This is a genomic window from Tessaracoccus zhenghani (assembly GCF_054552775.1).
In genome coordinates, this window is the sequence record NZ_CM137275.1 from 2,894,887 (window position 1) to 2,907,454 (window position 12,568).

Sequence of the window (12,568 nt, forward strand, 5' to 3'; positions counted from 1 at the left end):
GTCAGTTGTCGAGGTGCCACTTGGGCCCGGACGGGGTGTCTTCGATGGTGAGGCCGACGTTGCTCAGCGTGTCGCGGATGCTGTCGGCGGTTGCCCAGTCCTTCTCGGCCCGGGCCTTGGCCCGCTGTTCGAGGAGAGCGGCCACCAGGCCGTCGATGACCGGGGTGAGGTCTGCGTCGGTGCCCTGGCCGGCCCACTCCGGGGCGTCGGGGTGGATGCCGAAGACGTTCAGCATGCTGTCCACGACGAGGGCGTAGAGCCTGGCGTTCTCCGTGTCCCCGGCGGCGATGGCCTGGTTGCCGGCGCGGATGGAGTCGAAGAGCGCGGCGGTGGCGGCGGGGGTGCCCAGGTCGTCGTCCATCGCCGTCGTGAAGGCCTCGTACCCGGCGGCGTTCATCGGCGCGTAGGCGACGAACCCCTCCTCGGGAAGGAAGGCGCGGGAGCGTTCGACGAAGGAGTCGATGCGTTCGATGGCCTTCTCCGCCTCGGCCAGGGAGCCGCGGGTCTCGTCGTCGGCCGGGGAGAACTCGATGGTGGAGCGGTAGTGCGGCGAGAGCAGGAAGTAGCGCACGGCGCGGGGGTCGTACGCCTTGGTGACCTCGGAGACCAGCGCGGTGTTGCCCAGCGACTTGCTCATCTTCTCGCCGGCCATGGAGACCCAGGCGTTGTGCAGCCAGAAGCGCGCGAAGCCGCGCCCCGCGGCGGCCGACTGGGCCAGTTCGTTCTCGTGGTGCGGGAAGCGCAGGTCGATGCCGCCGCCGTGGATGTCGAAGGTGTCGCCCAGGTACTTGCCCGCCATGGCCGAGCACTCGATGTGCCAGCCGGGGCGGCCACGGCCCCACGGCGACGGCCAACTCGCGGTGAGCGGCTCGTCGGCCTTGTGGCCCTTCCAGAGTGCGAAGTCTCGCGGGTCGCGCTTGCCGCGCGGGTCCGCGTCGGCGGCGGCCTCCATCTGGTCGACCTTCTGGCCGGAGAGCTCGCCGTAGCGGGGCCAGCTCGTGACGTCGAAGTAGACGTCACCGGAGCTGTCAGCCGCCGGGTAGGCGTGGCCCTTGCCGATGAGTTCGGCGATGAGCTCGACCATCTCCGGGATGTGGCCCGTGGCGCGCGGCTCGTACGTGGGGGGCTTGCAGCCGAGGGAGGCGTACGCGTCGTGCAGTTCGCGCTCGAAGTGGTACGCGTGCGCCCACCACTCGACGCCCTCCTCGGCGGACTTGGTGAGGATCTTGTCGTCGATGTCGGTGACATTGGCCACGACGGTGACCTCGTAGCCGGTGTGCTCCAGCCAGCGGCGCAGGACGTCGAAGTTGACCTCCTTGCGGATGTGGCCCAGGTGCGGGGAGGCCTGGACGGTCAGCCCGCAGTGGTAGATCGACACTTTGCCGTCGACGAGGGGCACGAACTCGCGCACGGTTCGTGAGGCGGTGTCATACAGCTTCAGCGTCACAAGAGGGCAGTTTACCGGTCAGAGCCCCCGTCGACGCACTGTCGACGGGGGCGCAGCGCCGAAGCATCACTTCACCTCGGCCCGCAGGAAGCGCCACGTGCCGATCGTGAGGGGCAGCAGGACCCACAGGGCGGTGGCCGAGGAAACCTGCGCCCACTGGTGCGCGGACAGGTCCAGCGACGACATCAGCGGCTCGGTGGCGGTGTTGAGGTCGATCCAGGAGGCGCGCTCGTTGAGCCACGGGACGAAGGTGACGGCGGTGGTCCACAGCTGCGGCACCACGAAGAAGAGCACGACGGCGGCCGGGGTGTGCAACAGGATGAGGCCGGACGCGCTGGCCTGGAACATGACGAGGATGAGGGTGAGGGTGGCGCCGCCCAGCATGCCGGTGTTCAGGCCCCAGCCGTCCCAGCTCTGGTCGGTCAGGGCGCCGATGCCGGCGGCGGCGTAGGTCAGCCCCGTGGACACGACGGTGATCGCCAGGCCGGCCACCTGCGACGCGATGAGCTTGGCGGCGACGACGCGGCCCCTACGCGGCTCGAGCGCGAAGGTGGTGAGTCCCGTGCGCTGCGACCACTCGGCTGTTGCCGCGAGGATGGCCACCACCGGCACGATCAGTCCCAGGGGGAAGAAGGCGAGGAGGAACAGGTCGCCCACGTCCCCGGGCGGGAAGAAGGCGACGCCCAGCGCCGTGGCGCCCACGCTCACGAGCACCGCGATGGCCAGCAGCCACCGGCCCGCCCGGGTGTCGACCAGCTTGCGCCCCTCGACCAGGAGGAGGTGGGCGAAGCCGGCGGTCCGGGGCTCCGGCAGGGCGGCGACGGAGGTGGGGGTGGAGACAGGGAGGTGCATGGTGGTCATGGGAGTTCGCTTTCTCTGGGGTCCGGGAACCGGGTCAGGCTGCGGACGCGTCGGTGGTGAGGGAGAAGAAGACGTCTTCGAGGCTTCGGGAGCCGGCGGCGGTGAACTCGGCCACGTCGCCGCGGGCCAGGATGCGCCCCGCCGCGATGACCACCACGTCGTCGGCGATGAGCTCGACCTCGCGCAGCAGGTGCGAACCGAGCAGCACCGTGCCGCCGTCGTCGGCGAAGCTACGCAGGAGGGTGCGCATCCAGCGGATGCCGGAGGGGTCCAGGCCGTTGGACGGCTCGTCGAGCATGAGCACGCTGGGGGAGCCGAGCAACGCGTTGGCGATGCCCAGGCGCTGGCGCATGCCCAGGGAGTAGGCGCCCACCCGCTTGCCGGCTGCCTTCCTGTCCAGCTGGACAAGGTCCAGCACCTCGTCCACCCGGCGGCGGGGCAGGCCCATCTGCAGCGCGCTGAGGGTGAGCGCCTCGCGCCCGGTGCGGCCCATGTGCTGGGCCCCCGCGTCGAGGAGGACGCCGATCCTGCGGCCCGGGTTGACCAGGTCGCGGAACCGTTCACCCAGCACGAGGGCGGAGCCCGACGTCGGGGCGGTCATCCCGCAGATCATGCGCATGGTGGTGGACTTGCCGGCGCCGTTGCCGCCGAGGAAGCCGGTGACTCGGCCGGCTTCGGCGCGGAAACAGATGTCGTCGACGACGGTGGTGGAGGAGTACTTCTTCGTGAGATTCGAGACGGTGATCATGGCTCCAGCCTCGCGGTCGGTGCGGCGTGTCCGAATCGGCCGGACGGCTCGAGTGGGGAGGGCGAAGGGACCGTTCCCGCCTGCACCTTTGGTAGGGCCCAGCTCGCTACTTCGGCCGGACGACCCCGGGCCGGGCCGCTCCCTAGACTGGCCGCATGAGCCCGTCCGCCCTCCGCCACCACCCCGGCGCCCGGCGGTTGGCGCACCTGTGGGGCGAGGTCTGGCGGTTCACCGTGGCCCTGCTCCTGGGGCTGGTGTTGTTCGGCATCAGGATCGAAGCCAGCGAGGCACCCAGCCGGCCCGCACTGGACATCACCGGTCAGGTCACCGTCCTGGCGCAGCCCGTCAGCGAGGTGTGGCTCGCCATCGATCTGGTCACCGGCCTGCTGGTGCTGGGTGCCCTTGTGGTCCGCAGGCGGTGGCCCTTGCCCGTGGCGGTGTTCGCGTCGGCCGCGCTCGCTGTGACGAGCTTCGGGATGCCGGCGGCGGCCGTCTGCCTGGTCTCCCTCGCGTCGAGGCGACGATGGCCGGACCTGGCGGTCACCGGCCCGGTGCTGGCCGCGGGAGTGGCGGTCAACCACGTCTTCTGGCCCGCCACCGGGAGCCTGGCGGACCAGATCATGTCCATCGTCGTGTCGCTGGTCATCTTCGGCGCCGCGTGGGCCTGGGGAGCGTACCGGGGCGCCAGGCGGGAGTTGGTCGCCTCCCTCCGGGAACGGGCCGCCACCCTGGAGCGCGAGCAGACCCTGCGCGAGACCCAGGCGCGCACGGCGGAGCGCGCCCGGATCGCGCAGGAGATGCACGACGTGTTGGCCCACCGGATCTCGCTGATCGGGGTGCACGCCAACGTGCTGGCCTTCCGTTCGGACCTCGAGCCGTCGCAGGTGGCCGAACATGCGGGCGTGATCCGTGACAACGCCGACCACGCCGTCGCCGAACTGCGCGACGTGCTGGGCGTGCTGCGGGGTGGCGAACTGACGGCCACCGCCCCGCCGCAGCCCACCCTGGACCTGTTGCCGTTGCTGATCGAGGATGCGCAGCGCGCCGGCACGAGGGTCGCCGCGGTGGGGGCCATGCCGGACTTCGACGGTTTGCCCGCCGCGACGAGCCGCACCGCCTACCGGGTCATCCAGGAATGCCTCACCAACGCTCGCAAGCACGCAAACGGCCTGCCCGTCACTCTCCAGGTGGGCGGCACGGAGGGCGTGAGCCTCGATATTGTGGTGACCAACCCGCTGCCCGCAGCCGGCGCAGTCGCCCAGGTCGACGGCACCGGCATGGGGCTGCTCGGCCTCGCGGAACGCGTGGCGCTGGCGGGCGGAACATTGGTACACGCATCCGAGGACGGCTTCTTCGTGGTGCGCGCCCACCTGCCATGGAGTGGATGATGGAACCGGTCAAGGTACTGCTGGTCGACGACGAGCCGCTGGTGCGGGCGGGGCTCAAAGCGATCCTGGGCGGCGCGGAAGAGGTGCTCGTCGTCGGGGAGGCCGCGGACGGCCGGGAGGCGCTGCGCCGGGTGGCCGAGCTGGCTCCCCAGGTGGTGTTGATGGACATCCGGATGCCGGTGCTGGACGGTGTCGCCGCCACGGCCCAGATCAGGTCCGCGCGGGGTGACAGCGAGGGTCCGCACGTCGTGGTGCTCACCACCTTCGACGGCGACGACTCGGTCGCGCAGGCGCTGAGGGCCGGTGCCAGCGGATACCTCCTGAAGACGACCCCGCCGGACCGCCTCGTCGCCGGCATCCTCGAAGCGGCGGCCGGCCAGCCGGTGTTGTCGCCGTCGGTCACGGCGCGGCTGATGCACGCAGTGGCCACAGGCGGGGGAGGGCAGCGGGATGGGGCTCGCGCCCAGCTGGAACTCCTCACGGAGCGGGAGCTCGAAGTGGCCCGCGCGGTGGCGCGAGGCGACTCGAACACCGTCATCGCGCAGTCGCTGTACCTGAGCCTGGCCACCATCAAGGCGCATGTGTCGCGCGCGCTGCTGAAGCTGGGCCTGGAGAACCGGGTGCAGCTCGCCCTGCTGGTGCGCGACGCGCAGCTGGACCTCTGAGTCTGCGGACACGCGTAGCGGTCAACCCGGCGTCCTGTATGGTTGAAAATGTGAGTATCGACGTTCAGATCTGGTCCGACATCGCCTGCCCGTGGTGCTACATCGGCAAGCGCCGCTTCGAGAAGGCCCTTGCGGAGTTCCCGCAGCAGGACCAGGTCAACGTGACCTGGCGCTCCTACCAACTGGATCCCAGCCTGCCCGAGCACGACCACCGCTCCGAGGTCGACTACCTCGTCGAGATGAAGGGCATCGCACGTCCCCAGGTGGAGCAGATGCTTCAGCACGTCAAGGGCAACGCCGCGGGGGAGGGCCTCGAGTACGACTTCGACGGCCTCGTCGTGGCCAACTCGCGCAAGGCGCACCGCCTGCTGCAGGCCGCCAAGGCCGCGGACCGGGCCGACGGCGACCACCGCACCGACACCCTCAAGGAAGCCCTCCTGGCGGCGCACTTCATCGACGGCGAGGACATCAGCGACGTCGAGGTGCTGACGCGGCTCGGGGCCGAAGCCGGACTGGACCAGTCGGAGGCCCGCGCCGCCGTCGACTCCGCCGAGCTGGACCGCGCCGTCGAGGACGACATCATGGCGGCGCGTCAGATCGGGGTACAGGGCGTGCCGTTCTTCGTCTTCGAGAACAAGTACGGCGTCTCCGGTGCGCAGCCGGCAGAGGTGTTCGCCCAGGTGCTGCAGACCGTGGCGTCGGAACAGACCCCCAGCCTCATCACCATCGAAGGCGAGGCGGGCGACGCCTGCGGCCCCGACGGCTGCTGACGGACGGCCGACACCCCGCCGGGTTCGGGCCGCGTGGAACACTGGGGTCCATGACCACGCCTGAAGACCGCCAACGGCGACTCTGGGACACCACGGCCGCGCGCTACGACCAGATGGTCGCGCCGCTGGAGGGTCGTTTCATGGCCGCCAGCCGCCGCTGGGTGGGCGAGCGTGCCGTGGGTGAGACCCTCGAGGTCGCCATCGGCACCGGGCTCAACCTCCCGCACTACCCCGACGACATCACCATCACCGGCCTCGACATCAGCGCCCCCATGCTCGACGAGGCCCGCGCCCGTGCAGCGCGAACCGGCCGCGAAGTCACGCTCGTGGAGGGCGACGCCCAGGACCTCCCGTTCGCCGACGGCACCTTCGACACCGTCGTGTCCACGTTCGCCATGTGCGGGGTGGGCGACGACGACCGTGCCCTCGCGGAGCTGGTCCGGGTGGTCCGCCCGAACGGCCGGATCCTGCTGGCAGACCACATCGTGTCGACCAACCCCGTTCTGCACGCCCTCCAGTGGGCGCTGGAGGCCGTGACCAAACGCACCAACGGCGAATACTGGACGCGGCGGCCGCTGCCGAAGCTGGAGCGCATGAGCGGGGTCCAGATCGTCGACAGCGGTCGCAGCCACGCGGGCATCATCGAGCACCTGCACGCCCGCAGGTCCTGACGAGCGGCGTCGGGCGCCAGCCGCGACGGGCCCCGGGCGGGAAGCTCGGGGGCCCGTCTTGGGTGCTGCGAGGATCAGGGAAGCTTGGCGTCCAACGCGGCCGTGACCTCGTGGAGTTCAGCCTTGATGGCGCTCTCGGCGATCACCAGGACGACGCCGTACTTCGGCGTGGTCAGCACGCAGGCCTCCATCGTGAAGGCCTCGCCACTCTCCTCATCGACATCAGAGATGGTGCCGCAGGTGGCGCCACCAACCTTCTCGAGGTTGGTCATGTCGCCGGTGAAGTAGGCCTCGCCGCCCGCCACGTCGCCGAGGGCCACGGCCATCACCAGCGCGTAGCGCGTGCCCGAGTCCTTGTCGTAGAAGATCAAGCCGTCAACGGCCGTCTTCTCCCATCCGGCGATGGCGGGCGCATCGCTCGCCGAGATCGTGAGCTCCTGGGGCTCGGTGGGCGCCGGGGCGTTGGTGCTGAAGCGGACCATCGAGTTGAAGACCCACTGCGTCTGCCACCTGAAGCCGCTCGCGGTCTTGGCGATCACGTCAGCCTGGATGTAGGAGCGGCACCCGCCCTGGCCGGTGGTGGCCGTGTTGCATTCGGTGCGCCAGTTGCGGCCGCCGCTGACGAACCCGTTCATGTTGTGCGTGGCGAGAGGGTTGCCCTTCCACGTCGCCAGCGGTGCAGGCAGGTAGGTCAGGTTGTTGAACACCCAGCCGTTCTTCTGCACGAACTTGGCGCCGTCCCAGGACACGACGGTGGCCATGATCTCGGTGCGGGGACCGGGCGCTACTTCTGCTTCTTCTTGGCAGCCTTCGCCCGCAGGGCGTTGATGTCGAACGTGGCGGCCAACTCCAGGTCTGGAGCGTTCGCGCTGTCCTCCCACGGGTCGTACGGCTTCTCCTCGTTGTCGTCGACGAAGCCGTGGGACGGGTCGTACTTGTTGGCCAGTTCACCGCCCACCATCTGAAGGTCACCGAGCTGCTCGTCGGGCAGGGTGGTGAGGATCTCGTGGATGTATCCGGAAGCTGCGTCCGCCGTCGGCACCTCGCGGTTCTCCCGCTGCGACTGGTACCAGCGGTAGTCGAGCACCTCGTGGAAGAACTGGGCGGCGTCGCGCTTGCTCCGGAGATCTGCAGGGATCCGGTTGATGGCCGGCTCGAACACCTCGACGAGCCACTTGTGCGCGGCCACGGACTCGGCCATGTTCGGGGCCTTCTTGGCGCGGAAGGTGTCCATGTCGTTGAGGAGCCGGCGCGCCTGGTGCTCCTCGGCGTCGAGGCCGGTGAGGCGCATCAGCCGACGGGTGTGGTGGCCCGCCTCCACCACCTTCGGCCGCATCCGGATGGTGCCGCCGTCCGCGGAGGCGTCGACGTCGATCTCCGCCACATCGAACCCCAGGGCGTTCAGGCGGCGGACGCGCCCCTCGAGGCGGTACAGCTCGGACTCGTCGAACTCCTCGACGCCCGTGAGCTCCACCCAGAGCTGGTGGTAGCGGTCCTCGATGGTCTTCACGAGCCACTCCGGGTCCAGCGAGGGGTCGAGGATGCCGCCCGCTTCCAGGTCGAGGAACTCGCCGAAGAGGTTGGTGCGCGCGATCTGCAGGTCGTGGGCGCGCTGGCCGTCCGTGAGCTGGTCGTGCAGCTCGCCCGTCTCGGCGTCCACCAGGTAGGCGGCGAACTCGCCCGCGTCGCGCCGGAAGAGGATGTTCGACAGCGACACGTCGCCCCAGTAGAAGCCGGTGAGGTGCAGGCGGGCGAACAGGACGACCATCGCATCGAGCAGCCGGTTGACGGTCTCGTGCTTGACGCCGTGGTAGAAGAGCGAACGGTACGGCAGGGAGAACGGGAGGTGGCGCGTCAGGAGGATGGGGTCCAGAGGGTCGCCGTTGGGGTCCACCCGGCCGAGGACCACGCCCACCGGGTCCACCGACGGCACCTTCAGCCGCTTCAGCTCGGTGAGCAGGCGGTACTCCTGCACCGCCACCTCTTCGAGGATCTCCTTCGCGGCGAAGATCTCGTCGCCCACCTGGAGGAACCGCACCACGTGCCGGGAGATACCGCGCGGCAGCGCGACGAGGTGTTGGGCCGGCCAATCGGTCAGCGGCACCTGCCACGGGAGCCGCAGCAGGTCGGCGTCGGGCCTGGCAGCGAGGAATCTGGGCACACGCCCAGCCTACTGGGTCGGTCCCTCGATGCAGTTCGCCTGATCCTCGCGGGACCTCCGACGTGGAGGGTCTACGCCAGGGTTGCGAGCAACGCGGCCGCGTACGCGTTCTCGGCGTCCGCGTCGCGGTGGGTGCTGCCATCGGCCAACTCGACGACGAACTCACGGCCCTCCCTGCGCAGGGTGACGAACGTGTCGTCCAGCGCCATCCGCAACTGGTTCTCGTCCGGCAGCCACACCGTCGCCGACTGGGGCACCGAATCCAGGGCCCACTCGGTGGTGCCGTTGAACGCGAACAGAGTGCCGGTCTCCAGGGGGCGGGCCTCGATGACCATGTCCGCCAGGTAGAAGACGTCGTCGATCATCTCCGTGCGCGTCACGGCGAACCGGTCCCCGGGGCTGGGCACCCAGGCCAGCCCCGCGTCGCGGAGGGCCAGCGCCAGCGTGAGGCTGATCATGTCGCCCTGTCGAGCGCGCGGGTGGCGACGGCCACCAGGTCGTCGCGCCCCTCCACACCCACGCTGATCCGCAGCAGCCCGTCGGAGATGCCGGCTGTTGCCCTCGCCTCGTCGGTCATGCCGGCGTGGGTCATGGATGCGGGGTGGCAGATGAGGGACTCCACGCCGCCGAGCGACTCCGCCAGGTGGAAGATCTCCAGCCCGTCGAGGAACCGTTCGACGGCGGCCCGGCCGCCCGCCAGCTCGACGCTGATGAGCGAACCGAAGCCGGATTGCTGCGCCTTGGCCACCTCGTGGCCCGGGTGCGACGGCAGTCCAGGCCAGTAGAGGGTGCCGACGGCCGGGTGGTCCTGGATGGCGTCGACAAGGGCCGCTGCGTTCTCGCCGTGGATCCGGAGGCGGGCCTCGAGGGTGCGGAGCCCGCGGAGGGTGAGGAAGGCGTCGAACGCGCTGGAGGTGAGGCCCAGCGCGTTGGCCCACTGGCGCAGCTTCTCGTGGTGCTCCGGGGTGGCCGCGACGACGCCGCCGCCCACCACGTCGGAATGGCCGTTGATGAACTTGGTGGTGGAGTGCAGCACCAGATCCGCGCCGTGCTCGAGCGGGCGCTGCAGGAGGGGGGAGAGGAACGTGTTGTCCACGGCCACCAGGGCGCCGGCGGCGTGCGCGAGGTCCGCGGTGCGGCGGATGTCGGTGATGCGCAGCAGCGGGTTGGACGGGGTCTCGATCCAGACCATGGCCACACCGCCGTCGAGCGCGGCGGCGAACGCGTCGTCGTCGTTGAAGTCGACGAAGGTCACGTCCAGCCGGCCCTGCGAGGCGAGGAAGGTGAACAGGCGCCAGGTGCCGCCGTACGCGTCATGCTGGACGACGACCCTGCCCCCCGTCGGTACGAACGCCTCGGCGATCAACGTGACGCCGGCCAGCCCGGTGGCCACCGTCGTGGCACCTGCGCCGCCCTCGAGCGTGTTGATGGCGTCGTTGAGCAGGTCCCTGGTGGGGTTGCCGGAGCGGGAGTAGTCGTATTCGCGGGCCCGGCCCAACTCCTCGAACGCGTAGTTCGACGACAGGTAGATCGGTGGGACGACGGCGCCGTAGGTGGGGTCGACGCCCAGGCCGGTGCGCACCGCCTCGGTCCAGCGGGAGAAGTTGGTCATTCCACTCGGCCTTTCTGCAAACTGTCCCCCAAGATATCCCGACGGGGCCGCTGCGCTGCTCGCTGCCCGCGGTAGTTCGCTGTCAGGTGAGGACCCCAGGGAACGGGAAAGGGCCCCGGCGACGCCGGGGCCCTTCCACGAGTGATCGAGCGATCAGGAGATGCGCTCTTCGGTGCGGTCGCTGAACACGTGGAGCTGGTCAGCCGGTGCGGTGAGGCGCACGGTCTGGCCCTTCTCCGGGGCGGTGCGGGCACCGACGCGGGCGACGAACTGCTGGGCGTTGACGATCTCGTCGTCGGAGAGCCCGGCCAGGGTGCCGTACAGGTAGGAGTCGGCGCCGAGTTCCTCGACCACCGCGACGTCGAGACCGATGCCCTCCTGGGCGACGCTGAAGGCCTCCGGGCGGATGCCGACGGTGAGGGTTTCTTCGCCCTCAGCGCGGGCCAGGACCTCACGGGGGACGCGCACGATGTAGTCGCCGACCTGGACGCCGTCTTCGACGCGCCTGCCGGAGATCAGGTTCATGGCGGGGGAGCCGATGAAGCCTGCCACGAAGAGGTTCTTCGGGTTGTCGTACAGCGCCAGCGGGGAATCGACCTGCTGCAGGATGCCGTCCTTCATGACCGCAACGCGGTCGCCCATCGTCATGGCCTCGATCTGGTCGTGGGTGACGTAGACGGTGGTGACGCCCAGGCGCTGCTGGAGAGCGGCGATCTGGGTGCGGGTCTGCACGCGCAGCTTGGCGTCGAGGTTCGACAGCGGCTCGTCCATGAGGAAGACCTGCGGGTTACGCACGATGGCGCGGCCCATGGCGACGCGCTGACGCTGGCCACCCGAGAGGGCCTTCGGCTTGCGGGAGAGGAAGTCTTCGAGGCCCAGCAGGTGAGCGGCTTCCTGGACGCGCTTCTGGCGCTCTTCCTTGGGGACGTTCTGCATCTTCAGAGCGAAGCCCATGTTGTCCGCCACAGTCATGTGGGGGTACAGGGCGTAGTTCTGGAAGACCATCGCGATGTCGCGATCCTTCGGCGGGAGATCCGTGACGTCACGGTCGCCGATGAAGATGGAGCCCGAGTTGACCTCTTCGAGGCCGGCGAGCATACGCAGTGAGGTCGACTTGCCACAGCCCGAGGGGCCGACGAGGACCATGAATTCGCCGTCCTCGATCTCGAGGTTCAGCTTGTTGACCGCTGCGCGGTCCGAGCCGGGGTAAACACGGGAGGCATCCCGGTAACTAACGGTGGCCATGCCACTTGTCCTTTCCACGGGCAGGTACGTGCCCGACGATCCGTTGTGGATTGGAACCCTAAGTATTTAGGTTTTCCTGAGCCGGACTTTACACCTTCCGGACTGATCGCCAACAGCGGGGTTCGCTTGTTGGTCGTAACAAACTGGTCACGATCGGCCGCTGGATCGATCAAACGCAGCGGCGTCCACGGCGGGGCACGGTGGGGGCGTTTCACGTAGGCTTCACCCCGTGATCGACGAGCCGAAGTCCTCGGAAGAGCCCCGAACCGAGCAGTGGTGGCAGGACCAGGGCATGCCTTGGCGCAAGGAGCCGGGGCGGGCCGACTACTGGTGCCTGGGCTGGTTCGGCTTCATCGGCCTGTTCTCGCTCGTCCTGCTGCCCACCCGCGCGTGGCTGATCACCGCCGCCCCGGACTGGCTGGCCATGCTGACCGGCGGTCGAACCGCCGTCGCCGTCAGCGGTGCCTTGGGTTCGCAGGGCGACATGCCACACTGGCCCGTCGTGCTCCTGGTCGCCTCGATCTTCGGCCTCAAATTCGACTGGGTCTACTGGTGGGCGGGCAAGCTCTGGGGGCGGGGCATCATCGAGGTCTGGGCCGGCCAGTCCAAGCGTGCGCGGAGGAATTACGAGCGCGCGGAGCGCTGGGCGGAGAAGTTGGGTCCCCTCGGTTTCCTGGTGGCCTATTTTCCGATCCCCCTGCCGCTGATGCAGGTGGTGTTCGTGCTGTCCGGCGCCACCAACATGAGCCTGCGGCGGTTCCTCCTCTACGACTACATCGCCTCCACGCTGTGGTTGGTCCTGTACTTCTGGCTGGGGTGGCGCTTCGGCGCTCCCATCGTCGACGTCCTGGAGCTCTACGCCCGGATAGCGATGTGGGTGGCGCTCGGGCTCATCGTCTTTGTGATTTTCACGAGTGTGCTCGCCCAGCGGCGTCGTGCCAAGCCCAATTCGGGTGAAGGCGCTTGAGAACCGGCTAAGGAGTGGAACCCGGGCACTGTG

At 69.4% G+C, this 12,568-nt stretch carries 13 protein-coding genes; 5 read left to right on the forward strand and 8 right to left on the reverse strand.

Annotation, left to right across the window (positions count from 1 at the left end; all coding sequences use genetic code 11):
- Position 1 precedes the first annotated feature (1 nt).
- The 3 genes from cysS to ACX1DX_RS13580 all read right to left on the reverse strand — a co-directional run bounded on the left by cysS (position 2) and on the right by ACX1DX_RS13580 (position 3,056).
- Complete coding sequence (cysS, locus tag ACX1DX_RS13570) at positions 2 to 1,447, reverse strand: cysteine--tRNA ligase (protein ID WP_459397016.1); 1,446 nt, start codon at positions 1,445 to 1,447, stop codon at positions 2 to 4.
- Between the two features lie 66 nt (positions 1,448 to 1,513).
- The gene (locus tag ACX1DX_RS13575) at positions 1,514 to 2,308 is read right to left on the reverse strand and encodes a hypothetical protein (protein WP_459397017.1); all 795 of its coding nucleotides are present in this window, start codon (positions 2,306 to 2,308) and stop codon (positions 1,514 to 1,516) included.
- 34 nt (positions 2,309 to 2,342) lie between these two features.
- Positions 2,343 to 3,056 carry an ABC transporter ATP-binding protein gene (locus tag ACX1DX_RS13580; RefSeq protein ID WP_459397018.1) on the reverse strand — a complete coding sequence of 238 codons (714 nt, stop codon included), beginning with the start codon at positions 3,054 to 3,056 and terminating at the stop codon, positions 2,343 to 2,345.
- 155 nt (positions 3,057 to 3,211) lie between these two features.
- Here ACX1DX_RS13580 and ACX1DX_RS13585 point away from each other — a divergent pair, with 155 nt between their 5' ends.
- The 4 genes from ACX1DX_RS13585 to ACX1DX_RS13600 are packed head-to-tail and all read left to right on the forward strand — an operon-like array spanning position 3,212 to position 6,550.
- Entirely contained in the window at positions 3,212 to 4,444 is a 1,233-nt protein-coding gene (locus tag ACX1DX_RS13585) for a sensor histidine kinase (protein WP_459397019.1), read from the forward strand.
- Entirely contained in the window at positions 4,441 to 5,109 is a 669-nt protein-coding gene (locus ACX1DX_RS13590) for a response regulator (protein ID WP_245244086.1), read from the forward strand. Before ACX1DX_RS13585 ends, ACX1DX_RS13590 begins: the two co-directional genes overlap by 4 nt.
- Positions 5,110 to 5,159: 50 nt before the next feature.
- Entirely contained in the window at positions 5,160 to 5,879 is a 720-nt protein-coding gene (locus ACX1DX_RS13595) for a DsbA family oxidoreductase (protein ID WP_209455192.1), read from the forward strand.
- Between the two features lie 50 nt (positions 5,880 to 5,929).
- Positions 5,930 to 6,550, forward strand: a complete 621-nt coding sequence (locus ACX1DX_RS13600) for a class I SAM-dependent methyltransferase (protein ID WP_459397020.1) — start codon at positions 5,930 to 5,932, stop codon at positions 6,548 to 6,550.
- Positions 6,551 to 6,624: 74 nt separating this feature from the next.
- Here the strand turns inward: ACX1DX_RS13600 and ACX1DX_RS13605 are convergent, their stop codons facing one another.
- The 5 genes from ACX1DX_RS13605 to ACX1DX_RS13625 all read right to left on the reverse strand — a co-directional run bounded on the left by ACX1DX_RS13605 (position 6,625) and on the right by ACX1DX_RS13625 (position 11,568).
- Positions 6,625 to 7,311, reverse strand: coding sequence for a hypothetical protein (locus tag ACX1DX_RS13605; RefSeq protein WP_459397021.1), 687 nt, complete (start codon positions 7,309 to 7,311; stop codon positions 6,625 to 6,627).
- A 23-nt stretch (positions 7,312 to 7,334) separates the two neighbouring features.
- A complete protein-coding gene (locus ACX1DX_RS13610) occupies positions 7,335 to 8,711 on the reverse strand; it encodes a DUF4032 domain-containing protein (RefSeq protein WP_459397022.1) in 1,377 nt (458 codons plus the stop codon).
- Between the two features lie 71 nt (positions 8,712 to 8,782).
- Entirely contained in the window at positions 8,783 to 9,169 is a 387-nt protein-coding gene (locus ACX1DX_RS13615) for a pilus assembly protein CpaE (RefSeq protein WP_459397023.1), read from the reverse strand.
- Positions 9,166 to 10,323: a cystathionine gamma-synthase gene (gene metB / locus ACX1DX_RS13620; protein WP_459397024.1), complete on the reverse strand. Its 1,158-nt coding sequence runs from the start codon at positions 10,321 to 10,323 to the stop codon at positions 9,166 to 9,168. The genes ACX1DX_RS13615 and metB overlap by 4 nt, the downstream gene beginning before the upstream one ends.
- A 153-nt stretch (positions 10,324 to 10,476) precedes the next feature.
- The gene (locus ACX1DX_RS13625) at positions 10,477 to 11,568 is read right to left on the reverse strand and encodes an ABC transporter ATP-binding protein (RefSeq protein WP_459397025.1); all 1,092 of its coding nucleotides are present in this window, start codon (positions 11,566 to 11,568) and stop codon (positions 10,477 to 10,479) included.
- A gap of 229 nt (positions 11,569 to 11,797) precedes the next feature.
- On the opposite strand from ACX1DX_RS13625, the gene ACX1DX_RS13630 reads away from it, so the two are divergent.
- A complete protein-coding gene (locus ACX1DX_RS13630; protein WP_459397026.1) occupies positions 11,798 to 12,535 on the forward strand; it encodes a DedA family protein in 738 nt (245 codons plus the stop codon).
- The last annotated feature ends 33 nt before the right edge of the window (positions 12,536 to 12,568 follow it).